This window comes from Mycetohabitans sp. B46 (assembly GCF_037389205.1).
Taxonomy (GTDB): domain Bacteria; phylum Pseudomonadota; class Gammaproteobacteria; order Burkholderiales; family Burkholderiaceae; genus Mycetohabitans.
Genome location: NZ_JADBGL010000006.1, coordinates 163,544 through 186,657, shown reverse-complemented (window position 1 = coordinate 186,657; position 23,114 = coordinate 163,544). Strand labels below are relative to the sequence as shown.

16 protein-coding genes, 4 tRNA genes and 2 pseudogenes are annotated in these 23,114 nt (G+C 60.5%); 20 read left to right on the top strand and 2 right to left on the bottom strand.

What is annotated here, in order from left to right; genetic code table 11:
* Positions 1-157: 157 nt before the first annotated feature.
* A pseudogene (locus IHE30_RS08800) lies at positions 158-379 on the bottom strand (amidohydrolase); the annotation flags it as partial.
* A 137-nt stretch (positions 380-516) separates the two neighbouring features.
* Here IHE30_RS08800 and IHE30_RS08795 point away from each other — a divergent pair.
* The gene (locus tag IHE30_RS08795; protein ID WP_337689941.1) at positions 517-843 is read left to right on the top strand and encodes a hypothetical protein; all 327 of its coding nucleotides are present in this window, start codon (positions 517-519) and stop codon (positions 841-843) included.
* 188 nt (positions 844-1,031) lie between these two features.
* Here the strand turns inward: IHE30_RS08795 and IHE30_RS08790 are convergent.
* A pseudogene (locus IHE30_RS08790) lies at positions 1,032-1,413 on the bottom strand (integrase core domain-containing protein); the annotation flags it as partial.
* Between the two features lie 659 nt (positions 1,414-2,072).
* On the opposite strand from IHE30_RS08790, the gene IHE30_RS08785 reads away from it, so the two are divergent.
* The 19 genes from IHE30_RS08785 (at position 2,073) to rpsG (ending at position 22,993) form a co-directional block, all read left to right on the top strand.
* Complete coding sequence (locus tag IHE30_RS08785) at positions 2,073-2,771, top strand: hypothetical protein (protein WP_337689940.1); 699 nt, start codon at positions 2,073-2,075, stop codon at positions 2,769-2,771.
* A 200-nt stretch (positions 2,772-2,971) separates the two neighbouring features.
* Positions 2,972-3,057, top strand: a tRNA-Tyr gene (locus tag IHE30_RS08780).
* Between the two features lie 36 nt (positions 3,058-3,093).
* Positions 3,094-3,167 (top strand) — tRNA-Gly (locus IHE30_RS08775).
* A gap of 15 nt (positions 3,168-3,182) precedes the next feature.
* Positions 3,183-3,257 (top strand) — tRNA-Thr (locus IHE30_RS08770).
* 62 nt (positions 3,258-3,319) lie between these two features.
* The gene (gene tuf / locus IHE30_RS08765) at positions 3,320-4,510 is read left to right on the top strand and encodes an elongation factor Tu (protein ID WP_237575352.1); all 1,191 of its coding nucleotides are present in this window, start codon (positions 3,320-3,322) and stop codon (positions 4,508-4,510) included.
* A gap of 55 nt (positions 4,511-4,565) precedes the next feature.
* Positions 4,566-4,641: transfer RNA gene (locus IHE30_RS08760), tRNA-Trp, on the top strand.
* A 39-nt stretch (positions 4,642-4,680) separates the two neighbouring features.
* Entirely contained in the window at positions 4,681-5,061 is a 381-nt protein-coding gene (secE, locus tag IHE30_RS08755) for a preprotein translocase subunit SecE (protein WP_337689939.1), read from the top strand.
* Position 5,062: 1 nt separating this feature from the next.
* Entirely contained in the window at positions 5,063-5,620 is a 558-nt protein-coding gene (nusG, locus tag IHE30_RS08750) for a transcription termination/antitermination protein NusG (protein ID WP_013434764.1), read from the top strand.
* A 139-nt stretch (positions 5,621-5,759) separates the two neighbouring features.
* Positions 5,760-6,191 (top strand): 50S ribosomal protein L11, encoded by a 432-nt coding sequence (rplK, locus tag IHE30_RS08745; protein ID WP_041753253.1) that lies wholly within the window; start codon positions 5,760-5,762, stop codon positions 6,189-6,191.
* Positions 6,192-6,887: a 50S ribosomal protein L1 gene (gene rplA, locus IHE30_RS08740; protein WP_337689938.1), complete on the top strand. Its 696-nt coding sequence runs from the start codon at positions 6,192-6,194 to the stop codon at positions 6,885-6,887.
* 317 nt (positions 6,888-7,204) lie between these two features.
* Positions 7,205-7,702 carry a 50S ribosomal protein L10 gene (gene rplJ / locus IHE30_RS08735; protein ID WP_337689937.1) on the top strand — a complete coding sequence of 166 codons (498 nt, stop codon included), beginning with the start codon at positions 7,205-7,207 and terminating at the stop codon, positions 7,700-7,702.
* Between the two features lie 76 nt (positions 7,703-7,778).
* On the top strand, positions 7,779-8,159 hold the full coding sequence (gene rplL / locus IHE30_RS08730; RefSeq protein ID WP_337689936.1) for a 50S ribosomal protein L7/L12: 381 nt from the start codon (positions 7,779-7,781) through the stop codon (positions 8,157-8,159).
* A gap of 368 nt (positions 8,160-8,527) precedes the next feature.
* Entirely contained in the window at positions 8,528-12,640 is a 4,113-nt protein-coding gene (rpoB, locus tag IHE30_RS08725) for a DNA-directed RNA polymerase subunit beta (protein ID WP_337689935.1), read from the top strand.
* A 21-nt stretch (positions 12,641-12,661) separates the two neighbouring features.
* The gene (gene rpoC / locus IHE30_RS08720; RefSeq protein WP_337689934.1) at positions 12,662-16,912 is read left to right on the top strand and encodes a DNA-directed RNA polymerase subunit beta'; all 4,251 of its coding nucleotides are present in this window, start codon (positions 12,662-12,664) and stop codon (positions 16,910-16,912) included.
* 378 nt (positions 16,913-17,290) lie between these two features.
* Positions 17,291-19,213 carry a type III effector HrpK domain-containing protein gene (locus tag IHE30_RS08715; RefSeq protein ID WP_337689933.1) on the top strand — a complete coding sequence of 641 codons (1,923 nt, stop codon included), beginning with the start codon at positions 17,291-17,293 and terminating at the stop codon, positions 19,211-19,213.
* Between the two features lie 20 nt (positions 19,214-19,233).
* On the top strand, positions 19,234-19,728 hold the full coding sequence (locus tag IHE30_RS08710; protein ID WP_337689932.1) for a GNAT family N-acetyltransferase: 495 nt from the start codon (positions 19,234-19,236) through the stop codon (positions 19,726-19,728).
* A 118-nt stretch (positions 19,729-19,846) separates the two neighbouring features.
* Positions 19,847-21,697 (top strand): DNA helicase RecQ, encoded by a 1,851-nt coding sequence (gene recQ / locus IHE30_RS08705; RefSeq protein WP_337689931.1) that lies wholly within the window; start codon positions 19,847-19,849, stop codon positions 21,695-21,697.
* A 281-nt stretch (positions 21,698-21,978) separates the two neighbouring features.
* Positions 21,979-22,359, top strand: a complete 381-nt coding sequence (gene rpsL / locus IHE30_RS08700) for a 30S ribosomal protein S12 (protein ID WP_041754145.1) — start codon at positions 21,979-21,981, stop codon at positions 22,357-22,359.
* 163 nt (positions 22,360-22,522) lie between these two features.
* Entirely contained in the window at positions 22,523-22,993 is a 471-nt protein-coding gene (rpsG, locus tag IHE30_RS08695; protein ID WP_013434778.1) for a 30S ribosomal protein S7, read from the top strand.
* Positions 22,994-23,114 lie beyond the last annotated feature (121 nt).

Here is a 23,114-nt window from a genome sequence, read left to right as displayed (position 1 = left end):
CCCCCCCAACGCCCGCTTCCACTCGAAGCGGGCGTTGGGCTTTGTACGCCCCCTGGAGCCCTGGCCTCAGCAGGCCGGTTTCCCGCGCTTGCGGTAAGCACCCAGCAATGTCACTTTGAACGTCAGCCCCCGAGACATTCCTGGAGGCAAATCGCCGTCAACCCTGCATGAGGCTGCTTGACCGGCACTCGCTCAAGTGCCACCCCGCCTGGGCAAGCTTGACCCCATAGGGTGCGCCGCTCCCCAGCAGCGCGTCATTAAAGTCATCGCTGGCGGGATGCAACTCGCACGGGTCTAATCCGTGCCCCGCGGTGCGATGTGCGCCACGGCCATTGCCGAGAAACGCATAGCAGCCTGGCTTGGCTTGCAGCATGAACGACATGAGATGACGCGCTTCGTATGGTGCTGGTTCATTTCGGAAAACGCCTCTAGCCTTGTCGTGCTATCGGCACACTGCGTAACGCGCAACGCGTTTACGATGCGATGCGTTTTGTTAACTGTTTATGAGGAGTGGATATGGACCCCATCAGCTCAATGCATGGTATCGACCCGACTCGCTCTTATATTGGGCCGGACGGGAATCTGTCGAAGGATAGTCTAAAACTGGATCCCAATAATACTACTAATCCCTGGAGCATATGGGATGGCAACAATTGGAAGCCAATAATCCCTCAAGATATGGTGGCTCAAGCAGCAGCAGAACTTAGGGAAGCGTTAAAAAATAATGCTGGTAAGACAGTACAGAACCATAATATGGATGAAGGGGCTCAAAATGCGGGTGGTGGAGCTTGGGACGGCAATGCTTCAGCATTGCCAAAACCTGTCGAAAGCCACCAAATCTAATTTTTTACTGGATGATGCGCTTGGTTGTGTCATCCTAGTGGCTTTGAGCACTGGCCACGAGGCGGCATATTCGCAGTTCTGAACAGGCAGCGCGCTCGGCTATAGCGGCCCTGCGCTGCCTAAAAGGAACTCTGCAAATTTGACCTATCCTTTTTACTAGAGCTTACGGTGCTTTTAGCAAAGTCCCTTTAGACCCATTGCTGGGAAGTGGCAGGAATATTTGCTGTTGCCGATGTTTCGCCGCGAATTCTGTTAGTGAAAGGTAATTCAGTGTGCTGTGTGGCCGCTGCTCGCTATAGCTCAGGCGTTACACCGCGACGGCTGCTCGAGTACGCACGAGGCTCGTGAACCCGTGCTTATTGACACGTTCATCGCTGAACTTGCCGTTGAGCGACTCGATGAACGCATTCTGCGCCGGCTTGCCCGGCTGAATCAATTTCAGCGTCGCCCCATTGGCATACGCCCATTAGTCGATTGCCCGGCTCGTCAGTCCTGGCCCCGGGTTTGCTCGCAGCGCTTTGAGATAGTCCGGAAACGCCCTGCTCGGCCCCACGCTCGAGCGACACATAAGGGATAGCCGCCCTTCCTACACCCACCGCATGGCGCAATTGAGTCCGACGCCAGGTCAATCAGTTATGGCGCTCACCGGTCCGATGCCGGCTCGATTGCGAGATTCATAGGGTTGCGGTTCGTATCACACTAGCCCGCGATGGGTATGACGTAACCGTCCATACCGCGCGCGGCGTGACGGCCTATTACATCAGAACCTGACAGCGTTCGTCCCTACCTGGACATCCCCACTCTCTCGCGAAGCGCTAATAAGACAACACGAAGTTAACGCTGAATAAACGAACACGATACGAGGCGCAGAGATGCGCATACATTCCCATTCTTCGCGATAGGCGCCTTATCAAACAAGCCTGTCGGCCTATACCGCAAGCCGTTGTCGCACTGGCTCCCGTCGTCGCCCCAAATCTTTGTGCGTTAGCAGACCGAGGGTGCGAAGTCGGTTAAGCAACGATCTGTATCGGATAACGTAAATCCGGCTCAACGAAAAGGAGATGAGAAAAATGAAGGTGGTGTCGATTGCGATTGCGGCTATTTCTGTCGGGATCCTAACAGGGTGCAACAGTGGGCTGACGGAGGTTACACCTTCCGCAGCCAATAGGGGTGCCAAGGCTGGAAGCGGCCCGAATGGCGGTAGTCCAGGCAATGATGGCGATCGGCCAGTGACGAGCCTTGCGCAAGGATACTATGTGGGCATGACGACACCGGGCCAGCGCGAGGTGGGCATCGTTCGCGATGACGGGGTGTTTTGGATCGCCTACGACCGCGGCATGCCGGGATTGGGTGGCTTCGTCAGTGGCACGAGTACGACGAGCGGCACGCAGGCCAGCGGCACGTTCACCTCGACGGACGCAATCCGCTATGACTTCGCGCAGCGCACGAGCGACGCGGAACGGGTAGACGCAAGCTACGTGTACAAGGATTGTTTGTGCGGCCGCAGCACGAATGCGTCGGGCGCGGTGGGGGTGGAATTTGGCTCGACCTACCAGTCGCTGTACGAGCGGCAGCCAACGCTCACGGCGTTGGCTGGGACGTACAGCGGCGGGGACGCGCAAACGCTCGTGGACGACCAGGGGGTCACGTTGCAGATCGATGCGGGCGGCACGCTGAACGCCCGGACAGCCAATGCGTGCACGCTGACGGGTATGTTCCAGCCGCGCACGGTGGGCAACCTGTACGACGTGACGGTCACGGCCGGGCCCGCGCCTTGCTCGACGCCTGGTACGGTGTACACGGGCGCGGCGGTGCTGGACAGTGGCAAGCTGCTGGTGATGGCCACCGATGCCTCACGCCAGGCCGCCCTGGTGCTCAGTGGCACGCATTCGACGGCCATGCCCGCTGTTCAGTCAACTCTGCCCTAAACCGGTGTGCCGTTGCGGCGATTTCGCCATTCGGAAGCCAATATCCGTCGGCGATACGCATATCGCTTGCCTTCGGCGCCCGCGTAGTTGACAATTCCCGTCTTGCCGGAAGGCAAAGGACTGACGGTCGCCAAGTCGGCGGGTGGTTGCAGAGTTGTTGACACTCGCGCCCAATTAGCCGATAATCGTCAGTTCTCTGCGGAGGGGTGCCCGAGTGGCTAAAGGGGGCAGACTGTAAATCTGTTGGCTTACGCCTACGTTGGTTCGAATCCAACCTCCTCCACCAGAATTTTACGGCAGCGGTATTGGGTGGAAGCACCTCGCGGGTGTAGCTCAATGGTAGAGCAGAAGCCTTCCAAGCTTACGACGAGGGTTCGATTCCCTTCACCCGCTCCAGCGTTTCAGATGTTCGCCCATGTGGCTCAGTGGTAGAGCACTCCCTTGGTAAGGGAGAGGTCGGCAGTTCGATCCTGCCCATGGGCACCAGCAAGTGTCGGTGATGCGTTTGCGCGCGGCGCAACGGACCAAATTCCTGTTAGGAGTCGAATATGGCCAAAGGCAAGTTTGAACGGACCAAGCCGCACGTGAACGTGGGCACGATCGGTCACGTTGACCATGGCAAGACCACGCTGACGGCGGCGATCGCGACGGTGCTGTCGTCGAAGTTTGGCGGCGAAGCGAAGAAGTACGACGAGATCGACGCGGCGCCGGAAGAGAAGGCGCGTGGCATCACGATCAACACGGCGCACATCGAGTACGAGACAGAGCAGCGTCACTATGCGCACGTGGACTGCCCGGGACACGCGGACTACGTGAAGAACATGATCACGGGCGCGGCGCAGATGGACGGCGCGATCCTGGTGGTGTCGGCCGCGGATGGCCCGATGCCGCAAACGCGTGAGCACATCCTGCTGGCGCGTCAGGTGGGCGTGCCGTACATCATCGTGTTCCTGAACAAGTGCGACATGGTGGACGACGCGGAGTTGCTCGAGCTGGTGGAAATGGAAGTGCGCGAGCTGCTGTCCAAGTACGAGTTCCCGGGCGACGACACGCCGATCATCAAGGGCTCGGCGAAGCTGGCGCTGGAAGGGGACAAGGGCGAGTTGGGCGAGGCGGCGATTATGAGCCTGGCCGATGCGCTGGACACGTACATTCCGACGCCGGAGCGTGCAGTGGATGGCGCGTTCCTGATGCCGGTGGAAGACGTGTTCTCGATCTCGGGTCGTGGCACGGTGGTCACGGGCCGTGTGGAGCGCGGGGTGATCAAGGTTGGCGAGGAAATCGAGATCGTCGGTATCCGTGACACGACGAAGACGACGTGCACGGGCGTGGAGATGTTCCGCAAGCTGCTGGACCAGGGTCAGGCCGGGGACAACGTGGGTATCTTGCTGCGTGGCACCAAGCGTGAGGATGTGGAGCGTGGCCAAGTGCTGGCTAAGCCGGGCACGATCACGCCGCACACGCATTTCACGGCGGAAGTGTACGTGCTGAGCAAGGATGAGGGCGGGCGTCATACGCCGTTCTTCAACAACTACCGGCCGCAGTTCTACTTCCGCACGACGGACGTGACCGGCTCGATCGAGTTGCCCAAGGACAAGGAAATGGTGATGCCGGGCGACAACGTGTCGATCACGGTCAAGCTGATCGCGCCGATCGCGATGGAAGAAGGCCTGCGCTTTGCAATCCGCGAAGGCGGCCGTACCGTCGGCGCCGGTGTCGTCGCCAAAATCATCGAGTAAGCTAGTTATTTGATGACTGCGAAAGGGGTGGCAGTGACCGCCCCGACAGGGTTTTAGGGGTATAGCTCAACTGGCAGAGCGTCGGTCTCCAAAACCGAAGGTTGGGGGTTCGATTCCCTCTGCCCCTGCCAATACAGCGCCGCTTATGCGGCGCGTTCGTTTAGGGTGTTATGGCGAATCCATCCGTCGAAACTGTGAATACCGCAAGCGACAAGCTATTGCTTGCGCTGGGCGTATTGCTCGTGATCGCCGGGATCGCCGGATTCTACCTGCTGGGCACGCACGAGTGGTATGTGCGTGGCACGGCGCTGGTGGTCGGCATCGCCGCGGGCATCGCGGCGGCGCTCGCCTCTGCCTCAGGCAAGGGCTTTATTGCATTCGCGAAGGACGCGTACCGCGAGGTGCGCAAGGTCGTGTGGCCAACCCGCAAAGAGGCTGGCCAGACGACGTTGGTCGTATTTGGTTTCGTGCTGGTGATGGCGATCTATCTTTGGGTTAGCGATAAGACCATTGAATGGGTCATCTTCTCGCTAATTCTAGGTTGGAAATGATATGAGCGATAGCGCAGCGTCATCGGGTGGAAAGCGTTGGTACGTTGTGCACGCCTACTCCGGAATGGAGAAAAGCGTGCAACGTGCGCTGCAGGAGCGCATTGAACGTGCCGGCATGCAGGACAAGTTTGGCCAAATCCTGGTCCCGACCGAAGAGGTCGTCGAGATTAAAGGTGGGCACAAGTCGGTCACCGAGCGCCGGTTTTTTCCGGGCTACGTGCTGGTCGAAATGGAAATGACCGACGAAACATGGCATTTGGTGAAAAATACTGCCAAAGTGACTGGATTTGTCGGCGGTGCGCGGAATCGTCCGAGCCCTATCTCGCAGCGTGAAGTCGACAAAATCATGTCGCAAATGCAGGAGGGTGTCGAAAAGCCGCGGCCGAAGACGCTGTTCGAGGTCGGGGAGCTGGTTCGCGTCAAAGAAGGTCCGTTCACAGATTTCAACGGCAGCGTCGAGGAAGTCAATTACGAGAAGTCGCGCGTGCGTGTCTCGGTGACGATTTTTGGTCGCGCGACGCCGGTCGAACTTGAGTTTGGCCAAGTCGAGAAGGTCTGAGGGGTTTCATGCGTGACGTGGCACGTCACGCAACATAGTGTTGACAGCCTGCTTCGTTGGCTGTTGAGGAGCGTCGGTACGGTTTGCCGGAAAGCGCGTTATTACTCACCGAACGCTAAGCGTTCACCCGAGGTTTCAAATGGCAAAGAAAATCATCGGCTTTATCAAGCTGCAGATCCCTGCAGGTAAAGCCAATCCGTCGCCGCCCGTCGGTCCAGCGCTGGGCCAGCGCGGTTTGAATATCATGGAGTTCTGCAAGGCGTTCAACGCGCAAACGCAGAGCCTCGAGCCGGGCCTGCCGACGCCGGTTGTGATTACCGCCTACGCGGACAAGAGTTTCACGTTCGTCCTGAAGACGCCGCCGGCAACTGTGCTCATTAAAAAGGCGGCGAAGGTCGACAAAGGCTCGAGCAAGCCGCACACGGACAAGGTCGGTAAGATCACGCGTGCGCAAGCTGAAGAAATCGCCAAGACGAAGATGCCGGATCTTACCGCAGCCGATCTCGATGCGGCGGTTCGTACGATCGCTGGCAGCGCCCGTTCGATGGGCATTACCGTGGAGGGTGTGTAAATGGCCAAGGTTTCGAAGCGCCTGCAGGCACTGGGAGGCAAGGTCGATCACCTGAAGCTGTATCCCGTAGACGATGCGCTCGCGCTCGTGAAGCAATGCGCGACCGCTAAGTTCGATGAATCGATCGATGTCGCGGTGCAGCTTGGTATTGACGCGAAAAAGTCGGATCAAGTGGTGCGTGGCTCGGTTGTGTTGCCGGCTGGCACGGGCAAGAGTGTGCGTGTTGCCGTGTTCGCGCAAGGCGACAAGGCGGAGCAGGCGAAGGCTGCGGGCGCCGACATCGTCGGGATGGAGGATTTGGCCGAGCAAGTCAAGGCGGGTAATCTGAATTTCGACATTGTGATCGCGTCGCCGGATACAATGCGCGTGGTCGGTACGCTGGGCCAAATCCTCGGCCCGCGTGGCTTGATGCCGAACCCGAAGGTGGGCACGGTTACGCCGGATGTGGCGACCGCGGTGAAGAATGCGAAGGCGGGGCAGGTGCAGTTCCGTGTCGACAAGGCCGGGATCATCCATGCAACGATCGGCCGCGCGTCGTTTGAACCGACCGCGCTAAAGTCGAATCTTACGGCGTTGGTCGACGCGCTGCAAAAGGCAAAGCCGGCGACAAGCAAGGGCGTTTATCTGCGTAAGATCGCGGTGTCGAGCACGATGGGCGTGGGTGTGCGCGTGGATTCGAGCACGGTTGTCGCGTAACAATTGATAGCGCGGCGAGATGCGGCGATGGTCGCGTCTCGCTGCACACAGGCTTTGGGCGGTTGTGTCGTTGGCTATTGGACGACGCGACCGGTTGTCAAAGACCGTTGGCGGAAGGGTGCCTCCTGGTATTACCCGACCTTAATTGTCAGCCAACGCAGATGGCGAACCCGAAATAGTTTTGCAGGATGGAAACCGGGCGCTGTGACAAGCGTACCGGCGGAAATACTCCTAACAACCTCGGACGCCGTTTATGAAACGCGGTGCGCGACGTGGTCGGAAACGACCCCCTAGCGTACCGAATCTGGAGGTTAAACGTGCCACTCAGTCGTGAAGATAAGCAGGCCGTCGTGGCTGAGGTTTCCGCGCAAGTCGCGAAAGCTCAGACCATCGTGCTGGCCGAATATCGTGGGATTGCGGTTGGCGATCTGACCAAGCTTCGTGCGAAGGCGCGCGAGCAACAGGTGTACCTGCGCGTGTTGAAGAACACGCTCGCGCGTCGCGCGGTCGAGGGTACGCCGTTTGCCCCGCTCGCCGAGCAGATGACCGGTCCCTTGATTTATAGCATGTCGGACGACGCAGTCGCGGCAGCCAAGGTCATCCATGACTTTGGCAAGACCACCGACAAGCTCGTGATCAAGGCCGGCTCCTACGAAGGCAAGGTGATGGACAAGGCTGACGTGCAAGCGCTGGCTTCCATCCCGAGCCGCGAGGAACTGCTCGCGAAGCTGCTGGGCGTCATGCAGGCACCTGTTTCCGGCTTCGCGCGTGCTCTGGCCGCGCTAGCCGAAAAGAAGCAGGGCGAGGCGGCCTGACAGGCGACCGGGTGCGAGCCCGGTTGGCCGCGGATCGTTGGCTGAGAATCCAAATTCCAAGTTAGGAGTATTTTAAATGGCAATCGCAAAAGAAGACATCCTGGAAGCCGTTGGCGCGATGTCGGTTCTGGAACTGAACGACCTGGTCAAGGCGTTCGAAGAGAAGTTTGGCGTGTCGGCCGCTGCGCTGGCCGTTGCGGGCCCGGCGGGTGCTGGCGGTGGTGCTGCCGCTGCGGCGGAAGAGCAGACCGAATTCACGGTCAACCTGCTCGAAGCCGGTGCAAACAAGGTGTCGGTCATCAAGGCCGTTCGTGAACTGACGGGCCTGGGCCTGAAGGAAGCGAAGGACCTGGTTGACGGTGCACCGAAGCCCGTGAAGGAAAGCGTGCCCAAGGCTGCGGCTGAAGAAGCGAAGAAGAAGCTCGAAGACGCTGGCGCGAAAGCTGAAATCAAGTAATTTTCGGCATTTTGCGCGAAGGGCTGGCGGTTTCGGACCGTCAGCCTTTTTGCGCTTTTTAGATCAGGCGGGCGCCATGCAGGTTGGGCCCCGCGATGATCGTCGGAGAAGCCAAAGAAAAGGCCACGGTGCACGGCACATGCCCTTTTCTTTGTCTTCTGAAGCGACTGCAGAAGGCAAGTTTGGTCGGGTAGCGGGCAACATGGGCATCCGCTGCCGTCAGCCAGCGGTTGGTAGCGGCCAACCACCAAGCTTCTTGGTCCGTTCGAGCGTTTGGACGGCCACAGGGTCTCAGTCGGTGAACACTCGGGCAATCCGGTTCACTGCTGTCGGAGCAATGAACCATCCCGCCGTGATTCGGAGATCGTATGCACTATTCCTTCACCGAGAAGAAGCGTATTCGCAAAAGTTTCGCGAAGCGCCCCATCGTTCACCCGGTTCCTTTCCTGCTGGCCACCCAGCTTGAATCATTCAGCACTTTCCTGCAAGCGGATGTGCCCGCCACGCAACGCAAGCCGGAAGGGTTGCAGGCTGCGTTCACATCGGTCTTCCCGATTGTCTCGCACAATGGCTTTGCCCGGCTCGAGTTCGTCAGCTATGCGCTGTCGTCGCCGGCGTTCGACGTCAAGGAGTGCCAGCAGCGCGGCCTGACCTATTGCTCCGCGTTGCGGGCAAAGGTCCGCCTGGTGATCCTCGACAAGGAATCGCCGAGCAAGCCGGTCGTCAAAGAGGTCAAGGAGCAGGAAGTGTACATGGGCGAGATTCCGCTCATGACGCCGACCGGCTCGTTCGTGATCAACGGCACCGAGCGCGTGATCGTCTCGCAGCTGCACCGTTCGCCGGGCGTGTTCTTCGAGCACGACAAGGGCAAGACGCACAGCTCGGGCAAACTGCTGTTTTCGGCGCGGATCATTCCGTACCGCGGCTCGTGGCTGGACTTCGAGTTCGACCCGAAGGACATTTTGTACTTCCGTGTCGACCGTCGCCGCAAGATGCCGGTGACGATCCTGCTGAAGGCCATCGGCTTGACGCCTGAGCAGATCCTGGCGAATTTCTTCGTGTTCGACAACTTCACGTTGATGAACGAAGGCGCGCAGATGGAATTCGTGCCGGAGCGGCTGCGAGGCGAGGTCGCGCGTTTTGACATCGCCGACCGGGACGGCAAGGTCATTGTCCAGAGGGATAAGCGGATCAATGCGAAGCACATCCGCGACCTCGAGAATGCGAAGACGAAGTACATCTCGGTGCCGGAAGACTACCTGATCGGTCGTGTGCTCGCCAAGAACGTGATCGACGCGGACACCGGTGAAGTGATCGCTAATGCGAATGACGAGATCACCGAGAGCGTGCTCGAGAAGCTGCGCGAAGCGAGCGTGAAGGAAATCCAGACGTTGTACACAAACGATCTGGACCAAGGTCCGTACATGTCTTCGACGCTGCGTATCGATGAGACTATCGACAAGACTGCTGCGCGCATCGCGATCTACCGGATGATGCGGCCGGGTGAGCCGCCGACGGAGGAAGCAGTTGAGGCGTTGTTCAACCGTCTGTTCTATAGCGAGGATGCATACGACCTGTCGAAGGTCGGCCGCATGAAGTTTAACCGCCGCGTCGGTCGTGACGAGATTCACGGTCCGATGACGCTGACCGACGATGACATCCTCGCGGCGATCAAGATTCTGGTCGAGTTGCGCAACGGCAAGGGCGAGGTCGACGATATCGACCACCTCGGCAACCGTCGCGTGCGCTGTGTCGGCGAGTTGGCCGAAAACCAGTTCCGCGCCGGTTTAGTGCGTGTGGAGCGGGCGGTGAAGGAGCGTCTGGGCCAGGCCGAGAGCGAGAACCTGATGCCGCACGACCTGATCAACTCGAAGCCGATTTCGTCGGCGATTCGCGAGTTCTTCGGCTCGTCGCAGCTGTCGCAGTTTATGGACCAGACCAACCCGCTGTCGGAGATCACGCACAAGCGGCGTGTATCCGCGCTGGGTCCGGGCGGTTTGACGCGTGAGCGCGCCGGCTTCGAGGTGCGCGATGTGCACCCGACCCACTACGGCCGCGTGTGCCCGATCGAAACGCCGGAAGGTCCGAACATCGGTCTCATCAACTCGCTCGCGCTGTACGCGCACCTGAACGAATATGGTTTCCTCGAGACGCCGTACCGAAAGGTGATCGACGGCAAGGTGACCGACCAGATCGACTATCTGTCCGCGATCGAGGAAGGTCGGTACGTGATCGCGCAGGCGAATGCGGCGATCGACGACGAAGGCAGGCTGATTGACGAGTTGGTCTCGGCCCGCGAAGCGGGCGAAACGCTGATGGTCACGCCGGACCGGATCCAATACATGGACGTCGCGCCGTCGCAGATCGTGTCGGTGGCCGCGTCGCTGATTCCGTTCCTCGAGCACGATGACGCAAACCGTGCATTGATGGGCTCGAACATGCAGCGGCAGGCGGTGCCTTGCCTGCGACCGGAAAAAGCAGTGGTCGGCACCGGTATCGAGCGTACAACTGCGGTGGACTCCGGCACGACGGTGCAGGCGTTCCGCGGTGGCGTGGTTGACTATGTCGACGCGGGCCGCGTGGTGATTCGCGTCAACGATGACGAAGCGGTGGCCGGTGAGGTCGGCGTCGACATCTACAACCTGATCAAGTACACGCGCTCGAACCAGAACACGAACATCAACCAGCGCCCGATCGTGAGGGTCGGCGACCGTGTCGCGCGTGGCGACGTGATCGCCGATGGCGCGTCGACGGACCTGGGCGAGCTTGCGCTCGGCCAGAACATGCTGGTCGCGTTCACGCCGTGGAACGGCTATAACTTCGAGGATTCGATCCTGATCTCCGAGCGCGTCGTCGCCGATGATCGCTATACATCGATCCACATCGAGGAGCTCAATGTCGTGGCACGCGACACGAAGCTCGGGCCGGAAGAAATCACGCGCGACATCTCGAACCTGGCTGAAGTGCAACTGGGCCGCCTGGACGAATCGGGCATCGTCTACATTGGCGCCGAAGTCGAAGCGGGCGACGTGCTGGTCGGCAAGGTGACGCCGAAGGGCGAGACGCAACTGACGCCGGAAGAAAAGCTGCTGCGCGCGATCTTCGGCGAGAAGGCGTCCGATGTGAAGGATACGTCGCTGCGCGTGCCCTCGGGCATGACTGGCACTGTAATCGACGTGCAAGTGTTCACGCGCGAAGGGATCCAGCGCGATAAGCGTGCCCAGCAGATCATCGATGACGAGCTCAAGCGCTATCGGCTGGATTTGAACGACCAGTTGCGCATCGTCGAAGGCGACGCATTCGAGCGGCTGGCGCGGATGCTCGACGGCAAGGTCGTGAACGGCGGTCCGAAGAAGCTGGCGAAGGGCGCGAAGATCACGCGGGAATACCTGGATGACCTGGACCATTATCACTGGTTCGACATCCGGCTGGCCGACGAGGACGCAGCGGCGCAATTGGAAGCGATCAAGGAATCGATCGAGCAAAAGCGCCATCAGTTCGACCTCGCGTTCGAGGAAAAGCGCAAGAAGCTCACGCAAGGCGATGAATTGCCCCCGGGTGTGCTGAAGATGGTCAAGGTATACCTGGCGGTCAAGCGTCGTTTGCAGCCGGGCGACAAGATGGCGGGCCGCCACGGGAACAAGGGCGTGGTGTCGAAGATTGTTCCGATCGAGGACATGCCATACATGGCGGACGGCCGCCCGTGCGATGTCGTGCTGAATCCGCTTGGCGTGCCGTCGCGGATGAACGTTGGCCAGATCCTTGAAACCCACTTGGGCTGGGCTGCAAAGGGCTTGGGCTGGCGTATCGGCGAAATGCTGCAGGCCAAGAAGGCGACGCTCGTGCAGGATCTGCGCTCGTTCCTGACGAAGGTCTATAACGAGTCTGGTCATCCGGAGTCGATTGACGAGATGTCCGATGATGAAGTTGTCGAGCTTGCGCAGAACCTGAGGGAAGGCGTGCCGTTCGCGACGCCGGTGTTTGACGGCGCGCACGAGAAAGAGATTTCGCGCATGCTCGATCTCGCGTTCCCCGATGAGGTGGCGCAGCAGCTTGGGATGACGAAGTCGAAAAATCAAGTGACGCTGTATGACGGGCGCACGGGTGAGGCATTCGAGCGCCCGGTGACGGTTGGCTACATGCACATGCTGAAGCTGCACCACCTGGTCGACGACAAGATGCACGCACGCTCGACCGGCCCGTACTCGCTCGTGACGCAGCAGCCGTTGGGCGGCAAGGCGCAGTTCGGTGGCCAGCGCTTCGGGGAAATGGAAGTGTGGGCGCTCGAAGCTTATGGCGCATCGTACGTGTTGCAAGAAATGCTGACGGTGAAGTCGGACGACGTGACGGGTCGCACGAAGGTGTACGAGAACCTTGTGAAGGGCGATCACGTGATCGACGCGGGGATGCCGGAGTCGTTCAACGTGCTGGTGAAGGAAATCCGGTCGCTCGGTATTGATATCGACCTGGACCGGAACTAATCGGACTACTGGAGAGAAGCGATGAAAGCTTTGCTCGATCTATTCAAGCAAGTCCAACAAGAAGAAGTTTTTGATGCGATCAAGATCGGTCTGGCCTCGCCGGACAAGATCCGATCGTGGTCGTTCGGTGAAGTGAAGAAGCCGGAGACGATCAACTACCGCACGTTCAAGCCGGAGCGCGATGGCTTGTTCTGCGCGAAGATCTTCGGCCCGATCAAGGACTACGAGTGTCTGTGCGGCAAGTACAAGCGCTTGAAGCACCGCGGCGTGATTTGTGAGAAGTGCGGCGTCGAGGTGACGCTCGCAAAGGTGCGCCGCGAGCGCATGGGCCATATTGAGCTCGCCTCGCCGGTCGCGCACATCTGGTTCCTGAAGTCGCTGCCATCGCGTTTGGGCATGGTGCTCGACATGACGCTGCGCGACATCGAGCGTGTGCTGTACTTCGAAGCGTATGTCGTAATCGACCCGGGCATGACGCCGCTCAAGGCGCGGCAGATCATGACCGAAGAGGATTACTACAACAAGGTCGAAGAGTACGGTGACGAGTTCCGCGCCGAAATGGGCGCGGAAGGGGTGCGCGAGTTGCTGCGCTCGATCGACATCGATGCGCAGGTCGAGCAGCTTCGCACCGAGCTGAAGAACACCGGCTCCGAGGCGAAGATCAAGAAGTACGCGAAGCGCCTGAAGGTGCTTGAGGCATTCCAGCGTTCGGGCATCAAGCCGGACTGGATGATTCTCGAAGTGCTGCCGGTGCTGCCGCCGGAGTTGCGTCCGCTGGTGCCGCTGGACGGCGGCCGGTTCGCGACGTCGGACCTGAACGACCTGTATCGTCGCGTGATCAACCGTAACAACCGGTTGAAGCGTCTGCTCGAGCTGAAGGCGCCCGAGATCATCGTGCGCAACGAAAAGCGGATGTTGCAGGAGGCGGTCGATTCACTGCTCGACAACGGTCGTCGTGGCAAGGCGATGACTGGCGCGAACAAGCGGCCGCTGAAGTCGCTTGCCGACATGATCAAGGGCAAGGGCGGCCGCTTCCGCCAGAACCTGCTCGGCAAACGCGTCGACTACTCGGGCCGCTCGGTGATCGTCGTCGGTCCGACGCTCAAGCTCCACCAGTGTGGCCTGCCGAAGCTGATGGCGCTCGAGCTGTTCAAGCCATTCATCTTCAACAAACTCGAGGTGATGGGCGTCGCGACGACGATTAAGGCGGCAAAGAAAGAAGTCGAAAGCCAGACGCCGGTTGTGTGGGACATTCTCGAAGAGGTGATCCGCGAGCACCCGGTGATGCTGAACCGCGCGCCGACGCTGCACCGCCTGGGGATCCAGGCGTTCGAGCCGGTGCTGATCGAAGGCAAGGCAATTCAGCTGCACCCGCTCGTGTGCGCGGCGTTCAACGCCGACTTCGACGGCGACCAGATGGCCGTGCACGTGCCGCTGTCGCTCGAGGCGCAGATGGAGGCGCGCACGCTGATGCTCGCGTCCAACAACGTGTTGTTCCCGGCCAACGGCGATCCGTCGATCGTGCCGTCGCAGGATATCGTGCTGGGCCTATACTACGCGACGCGTGAAGCGATCAATGCGAAGGGTGAAGGGATGACCTTTACCGGCGTGGGCGAAGTCCTGCGCGCGTATGAGAACAAGGAAGTGGAGTTGGCCTCGCGCGTGAACGTGCGAATCACCGAAATGGTGGCCAATGAAGACCGCTCCGAGGGTGCGCCGAAGTTCGTGCCGAAGGTCTCGCTGTATGCAACCACCGTCGGCCGCGCGATCCTGTCGGAGATCCTGCCGCCGGGCCTGCCGTTCAGCGTGCTGAACAAGCCGTTGAAGAAGAAGGAAATCTCGCGGCTGATCAACACGGCGTTCCGCCGTTGCGGCCTGCGCGAGACCGTGATCTTTGCCGACCAGCTGATGCAGTCCGGATTCCGGCTGGCCACGCGCGCCGGGATCTCGATCTGCGTCGACGACATGCTCGTGCCGCCGCAAAAGGAAACGATCGTGGGCGAGGCTGCCAAAAAGGTCAAGGAATACGATCGTCAGTACATGTCGGGTTTGGTCACCGCCCAGGAGCGTTACAACAACGTAGTCGACATCTGGTCAGCCACCTCCGAGTCGGTCGGCAAGGCGATGATGGAGCAGCTGTCAACCGAGCCGGTGGTCGATCGCGGCGGCAACGAGACGCGCCAGGAGTCGTTCAATTCGATTTACATGATGGCGGACTCCGGCGCGCGTGGCTCGGCGGTGCAGATCCGCCAGTTAGCTGGTATGCGTGGACTGATGGCCAAGCCGGACGGCTCGATTATCGAGACGCCGATTACCGCGAACTTTCGCGAAGGCTTGAACGTGCTGCAGTACTTCATCTCGACGCACGGCGCACGTAAGGGCTTGGCCGATACCGCGTTGAAGACCGCGAACTCGGGCTACCTGACCCGTCGTCTGGTTGACGTGACGCAGGACCTAGTGGTCGTCGAGGACGATTGCGGCACCAGTCAGGGCGTGGCAATGAAGGCGCTGGTCGAAGGCGGTGAAGTTGTCGAGGCGCTGCGCGACCGGATTCTCGGCCGCGTCGCGGTGGCCGACGTCGTCAATCCGGAAAACCAGGAGACGCTGTACGAATCGGGCACGCTGCTGGACGAAACCGCGGTCGAGGAGATCGAGCGCCTCGGTATCGATGAAGTGCGCGTGCGCACGCCGTTGACCTGCGAAACGCGCTACGGGTTGTGCGCGAAGTGCTATGGCCGCGATCTGGGACGCGGCTCGCTGGTGAACGTTGGCGAGGCGGTCGGCGTAATCGCCGCGCAGTCGATCGGCGAGCCGGGCACGCAGCTGACGATGCGTACGTTCCACATCGGTGGTGCGGCATCGCGGGCGGCGGTGGCCTCCAGCGTCGAGGCGAAGTCCAACGGTACCGCGCGGTTCACCGCGACGATGCGCTATGTCACGAACGCGAAGGGCGAGCAGATCGTCATTTCGCGCTCCGGCGAAGTCGTCATCGCAGACGATCACGGCCGCGAGCGCGAGCGCCACAAGATCCCGTACGGTGCGACGCTGCTGCAGTTGGACGGCGTGCAGATCAAGGCCGGTACGCAGCTCGCGACGTGGGATCCGATGACGCGTCCGATCATCACCGAGTACGGTGGCACGGTGAAGTTCGAGAACGTCGAAGAGGGCGTGACCGTCGCGAAGCAGATCGACGAAGTGACCGGCCTGTCGACACTCGTTGTGATCGATTCCAAGCGCCGTGGCTCGCAGTCGTCCAAGAGCGTGCGCCCGCAAGTGAAGCTGCTCGATGCGACCGGCGACGAGGTGAAGATTCCGGGAACCGAGCATGCGGTGCAGATCGGCTTCCAGGTCGGCGCGCTGATCACGGTGAAGGACGGTCAGCAGGTCCAGGTCGGTGAGGTGCTGGCGCGGATTCCGACTGAGTCGCAGAAAACGCGCGACATTACCGGCGGTCTGCCACGGGTTGCCGAGTTGTTCGAGGCGCGCTCGCCCAAGGATGCGGGCATCCTGGCGGAAGTCACCGGGACGGTGTCGTTCGGCAAGGACACAAAGGGCAAGCAGCGCTTGGTCATCACGGACCTGGACGGCAATCAGCACGAATTCCTGATCGCGAAGGAAAAGCAGGTACTCGTGCACGATGGCCAGGTCGTCAACAAGGGCGAGATGATCGTCGATGGGCCGGCCGATCCGCACGACATCCTGCGCTTGCAGGGCGTCGAGGCGCTGTCGCGCTACATCGTTGACGAAGTGCAGGACGTGTATCGCTTGCAGGGCGTGAAGATTAACGACAAGCACATTGAAGTGATCGTGCGCCAGATGCTGCGCCGCGTGCAAATCGTCGACAACGGCGATACGCGGTTCATCCCGGGCGAGCAAGTCGAGCGTTCCGACATGCTTGACGAGAACGACCGAATGATCGCGGAAGACAAGCGGCCGGCAACCTACGAGAACGTGCTGCTGGGTATCACGAAGGCGTCGTTGTCGACTGATTCGTTCATCTCGGCCGCATCGTTCCAGGAGACGACGCGCGTGCTGACCGAAGCCGCGATTATGGGCAAGCGCGATGACCTGCGTGGCCTGAAGGAGAACGTGATCGTCGGTCGCTTGATCCCGGCCGGTACGGGGCTTGCGTTCCACAAGGCGCGCAAGAACAAGGAGACGGCGGATCGCGAGCGTTTTGAGCAGATTGCGGCAGAGGAAGAGCACGCGTCCCCATTCGACTTCGCCACGCCGGAAACGCCGGTCGAGCATCCGCATTCGGAAAACGAGTGACGCACGCAGCCGGCGCCGGGTTGACGGCGCCGGCCGCTCTCGTGACCGTATGACAGCGTGACCGGCCAGGCGCCGCGTGTTAGCCGACTGTCAGCCTGCGGCACCCGATGGCTGAACAATAAACCCCACGTACGAGAGTGCGTGGGGTTTTGTCTTTGTGTGGATCGGCGGGCGCGTTTAGCGGTTGGGGATGGGAGGCAGGGGGGCGCCAACGGTCACATATGGCAAGACAGAAATTCGCATCGGGCCACGGCAGTTCGCAGTTGCCAGAGCCTGGATCGACGGCATGCTGATAATCGATTCACGATCCGTTGCCCCGTTCAGGGCATGTCTTGCGCACCACTGTTGCTGGCGCGCTACCGAGAGGAGCCAAACTCGATGAATACCTTAGTGCAGCAGTGGAGCGGCCCATGGCTCGACATGCGACTGCAAATTCCTCAAACCGACGCCAAGTCTGACGCGCAGAGCGATAAACTTCCGCCTCATTTGAGCCTGTTGGGACTGTCCTACCTAGATTCGGAGTTGGCAGACTCCAATGTAGACGACAGCGACGCGCAGACCGGTACATGGGCTTCCCCGACGCAGACAGCGCACGATGGCACCCAAGTGGACCGGCCTAGCACCGCATCGAATACGCCATCGAGCAGCGAGAAATCGGATGCATCAGCCTTCGGCAACCGCGCCTTTGTGATTCATGCGCCGTTCGTTACTGTCAACGACGAGCAGGATTGGTCAGACGACGCTTCGACTGTCACAGATTGGTCAGACGACGATTCGACCGTCGTGGACGGGGCGGACACGGATACCGACACGACAGAATGCTGTGGTGATGACGAGTTTATTCCAACCGATCCAAAGTATGCCGTCCTCGATAATTTCATTGACCAGTACGAAGGCGATGACTTATCGAAGTGGAACGACATGGCATCGGCCGCTCATTGTATCGCGCTGGAGCGTCCAATTGCCGCGATGCAGATTCTGAGCGGCCAAGTCGATGGGGCCACGGACGAGATGAAGCAAGCCGCACTGCAGTTTGTCAACGACAACCCGTCGCTCAAAAGCGGACTGCAGCAGACCGGTGCGCTAAAGAGCGATGGAACGATCGATCAGGGAAAAATGGCTCAGTTCCTGGAATCGACGCATAAAAACCTGGAGCAGGCTGATAGCAATGTCCGGGACTATATGAAGAAACATCCCAACGCGGATCCCGACTCGATTGCAGCGGTGAACTCGGCCGCGCTATTGCGGGCCTATCTCACGATCACCGGTCAGTCCACGGGCCATCAGGACGCCGGTGGCAAGAACCATAGCTACGACGGCGGAAAGGGCGGCGGCATGGTGGCGACCAAAAAGCAGGTCGAGGATCTACAGAACAACGACGGCTTTGACGACGCGATTAAAACTGCCGCCAAGGCATGGTCAACCAACGGTGGTTTCGATGCGCTCGACCGCGCGGGTGTCGACAAGGCCACGAACAAGGCCGATAACCTGATCAACGCTGACAATCTGGCGAGCTTCATCAAGGACGAGGCGCCGACGGACCAACAATCCGACTTGAGCTTCTTGAAAGATGCAGGCCTGAAAAACATCACCGCCAATACTGATATCAGTACACTGAATCAGGACATCTTCGCTCATCCCGGCAATTACACGGCAGAGCAAAAGGCCGCGGTCATGTGCAAGCTGATGCAAACGCTGATCAACGTGCAGGCCGGCGGCAGCGATCATTTACGCAATGTTGACGAGACGGTCAAAGTGCTCGCGCAAGACATCCAGACACTGGCCAAGGATCCGGCCGTGGTCGAGTACCTAAAGAAGAACTTGCCGCCGGAAATGGAAAGCCTTGCGCAGCTGTTCGAGAAGGCGGGCGGTGGCTCGGCGTTGAATGGCGACGCTGAAGGGACCGATTCTAGCGGCAACGGATCGTCCAGCGCGAACCCGACCGACATCATCGACACAATCAAGGACGCGGTCAAGGGCACCAAAGACGTCGGCTCGTGGGTTACCCGCGGCGTCGGGGCGGCCGGTGAGGCTGCGGCGGAAACGGGTGAGGTTGCTACCAAGATTGCGACGACCGCTGCCCGCGTCGTGGGCAACGTGGCGGGCGAAGCCGTCGCTGGGATCGTCGGCGCGGTATCGACAGTGCTCGATGCACTCGGGCCGATTGGCGAAATTGCCGGTGTGATAGCGACGATTGTGTCGGCAATCGTCGAAGCGGTGCACAAGAAGCAGAATCAGGAGAAGTTTGCCGATAACGTGAATCCGACGCTGCAGCAATTCGGCATTCCATTGCCAACCTGATCCGCTGTTTGAATCCGATTATGCGACGAATTGTGTATCACCGTGGCGACGAGGTCATGCGCTTTGTCGCCGCGGCAACGGGCGAGGCGAGCTATAACGACTGCACGACGATTGGGCTCGAAAAAGACGACCATATCGTGGCCGGCGTGGTGTACCAGGGGTACAACGGCCCGAACGTGCTGATGCATTGCGCGATGCTGGAGTCGCGTCATCTGCTGACGCCGGCGTTTCTGTCAGCGGTTTTCCTGTATCCGTTCGTGGTGCTCAATTGCCGGCGGGTGACGGGGCTGGTGCGCACGGATAACCTGCGTGCGCAGCGGCTCGACGAGCACCTGGGTTTTCGGCGTGAAGGCATCATGCGCGAGGGCGCCGGAGACGGCACGGATTTCATCCTCTATGGCATGCTCAAGCAGGAATGCCGCTTCCTGCGCGGACGATATTTCCAGGCACTGCAGCAGGAGCTGGGGCTGATCCCGGGGCCGACGCGGGCCCGGCGCGCCGAGCCGTCTAAGTGACTGCTACCAAGCAGTATCCTTCATTGGCCATCGAGCCGATATCGCTGCCCGCGCGCGGTTGTTAAAATACACGGATCTGAACGCGCACGCTGCGTGCCGTTTCCACCCGTGGAGTTGCATGTCCCGCTGTCTTGCGTTGCTTAAAGAGGTCTTCGGCTATCCGGCGTTTCGCGGGCCGCAGGCCGATATTGTCGAACATGTCGCGGCGGGGCACGACAGCCTCGTGCTGATGCCCACCGGGGGCGGCAAGTCGTTGTGCTACCAGATTCCCGCGCTGGTGCGCCACGAAGCCGGCCTGGGTGCCGGCATCGTGGTGTCACCGCTGATCGCGTTGATGCAGGACCAGGTCGCGGCGTTGACCGAGGCGGGGGTGCGGGCGGCCTACGTGAACTCGGCGCTTACCGCGGCCGAGGCGGCGGCGACCGAGCGCGCGTTCGCGCGTGGTGAGTTGCAATTGTTGTACGTTGCACCGGAGCGACTGCTGACGACGCGGTTCCTGGAGTTGCTTGCGCGCAGCCGGATAGGGCTGTTCGCGATCGACGAAGCGCACTGCGTGTCGCAGTGGGGCCATGATTTCCGGCCCGAATACATGCAACTATCCGCGCTGCACGAGCGTTTCCCGCAGGTGCCCCGTATCGCGTTGACCGCGACGGCGGACGCGCTCACGCGCGAGGAAATCATCGAGCGGCTCGCGCTGAGCAACGCTCGGGTGTTCATTTCGAGCTTCGACCGGCCAAACATTCGTTACCGGATCGTCGAGAAGGATAACGCGCGTACGCAATTACTCGACTTTATCCGGGCCGAGCACACCAACGTGGACGGTACCACCGATTCAGGCATCGTCTATTGCCTGTCGCGGCGCAAGGTCGAGGAGACGGCCGACTGGCTGGTGCAGCAGGGGCTGCGCGCGTTGCCGTATCACGCCGGCATGGACGCGCAGCTTCGCCAGCGGCACCAGCAGGTCTTCCAGCACGAGGAGGGTGTTGTGATGTGCGCGACGATCGCGTTCGGCATGGGGATTGACAAGCCGGACGTGCGTTTTGTCGCGCATCTGGACCTGCCCAAGAGCATCGAAGGCTACTATCAGGAAACCGGCCGGGCCGGCCGCGATGGCCTTGCGTCCAACGCGTGGATGGCCTACGGGCTGGGCGACGTCGTGCAACAGCGCAAAATGATCGACGAGTCCGAGGCCGACGAGCTGCACAAGCGAGTGCAAACGGCAAAGCTTGATGCGTTGCTTGGATTATGCGAGACGGCTGGATGCCGGCGCGTGCATCTGCTCGGCTATTTTGGCGAAACGGGCCAGCCATGTGGCAACTGTGATACGTGCTTGGAGCCGCCGGCAACCTGGGACGGCACGCGCGAGGCACAGATGGCGCTCTCGTGCGTATACCGCGTGCAGCGGGCCAGCGGCTTTGGATTTGGCGCGGGCCACCTGATCGATATATTACGCGGCAATGTAACCGAGCGCGTCAAGCAACGGGGGCATGACGCGTTAAGCACCTTTGGTATCGGCGCGGCCTTGTCAGAGGCGCAATGGCGGGCGATTTTCCGTCAGTTGATTGCACTAGGTTTGCTTGCGGTCGATCACGGGGGTCACGGCGTGCTGGTGCTCACGCAGGCGAGCAAGCCGGTGTTGAAAGGGGAGCGCAACATCACGCTGCGCCGGTATGCCAAGCCCAAACGGGTGCGCGAGGCGGATGGCGCGCGTCGCGGCGAGCGCACCGATCCGACCGCCGGCATGTCGCCGCGCCAGCGTGCGCGCTGGGATCGGTTGCGTGCCTGGCGCAGCGAGACGGCCAAGGCCGACGGTGTGCCGGCCTACGTGATTTTTCACGATGCGACGCTGGCCGAGCTGGCCCGTAGCGCGCCGGTTTCGCTCGATGAACTGCGCGGCGTACCGGGCCTGGGTGCGCGCAAATTCGAGCGTTTCGGGGACGAACTGCTCGAGGTGATCAGCGACGACTGACGGCGGTCGTTGTGCCACCGGTGTGATCCAATGCGCGCAACTTGTTGACGTACTTGCAAATTTTGGATTACTATGCTGGGTTCCGGTACTCGGCGCAATTGCGCTCACATCGCTGGTCGTCCTCTTTATCATCGTGGGTCGGCCGGTTGTCAGCATGGCGGGCGCGGCGCTTTCGCCGCCGATATTCCGGTGTCGGTACATCGGGTGGCGTGTATGTAGCCATTCAGGTCCGCTTGCCCGGGTCTGCGTCGTCCGATTTTGTCTATTTCCAGGAATCAACAATGCCAACCATCAATCAATTGGTTCGCAAAGGCCGCACTTCGGAGCATGTGAAGAGCAAGAGTCCGGCCTTGCAGGACTGTCCGCAGCGTCGCGGCGTGTGCACCCGTGTGTACACGACGACGCCCAAAAAGCCGAACTCGGCGCTTCGTAAGGTCGCGAAGGTTCGCTTGACGAACGGCTTCGAGGTCATTTCATACATCGGTGGTGAAGGCCACAACCTGCAAGAGCACTCGGTCGTGCTGATTCGCGGCGGCCGGGTCAAGGACTTGCCGGGCGTGCGTTACCACATGGTGCGCGGCTCGCTCGACACGCAAGGCGTTAAGGACCGTAAGCAGGCCCGCTCGAAGTACGGTGCGAAGCGCGCCAAGGCGGGTAAGTAAGCTGCATCGCTCGTCGATGCAAAGGCGGTGGTGCCAGATTGGTCGGTGCTATCGAGTAAGTGGTCACCCGGCCAAGCTGGTTAGTCGTGAGATAGATCGGGTTAGTTGGTGGCCGTGGGGTGGGGAAAGTAACCGCTCCAACTGAACAGTCAAAGGAACAGAAATGCCGCGTCGTCGCGAAGTCCCCAAGCGGGAAATATTGCCGGACCCGAAGTTCGGTAATGTGGATGTTGCAAAATTTATGAACGTACTGATGCTGTCGGGCAAGAAGTCAGTGGCCGAGCGCATCGTGTACGGGGCTTTCGAGCAAATCCAGGGCAAGGCCGGCAAGGACCCCCTGGAAGTGTTCACTGTCGCGCTGAGCAACGTAAAGCCGGTGGTTGAAGTGAAGAGCCGCCGCGTTGGAGGTGCGAACTACCAGGTTCCGGTCGAAGTGCGCCCGTCGCGCCGTATGGCATTGGCGATGCGCTGGTTGCGCGAGGCCGCGAAGAAGCGTAGCGAGAAGTCGATGGCGTTGCGCCTGGCCGGTGAATTGCTCGAGGCCGCGGAAGGTCGGGGTGGCGCGATGAAGAAGCGCGACGAAGTGCACCGGATGGCGGAAGCGAACAGGGCTTTCTCGCATTTCCGTTTCTAAAGGCCGTTTAGGCTGGAAAGCCTGGCAAACGGAGAAGGAAATTCCGGGCGGGTGCGCTTCCGAAGCGCCTCGCCCGTTTGTGTTAAGGCGCACCGGGGTTCCCCGCTGCGCAATCCTTTTG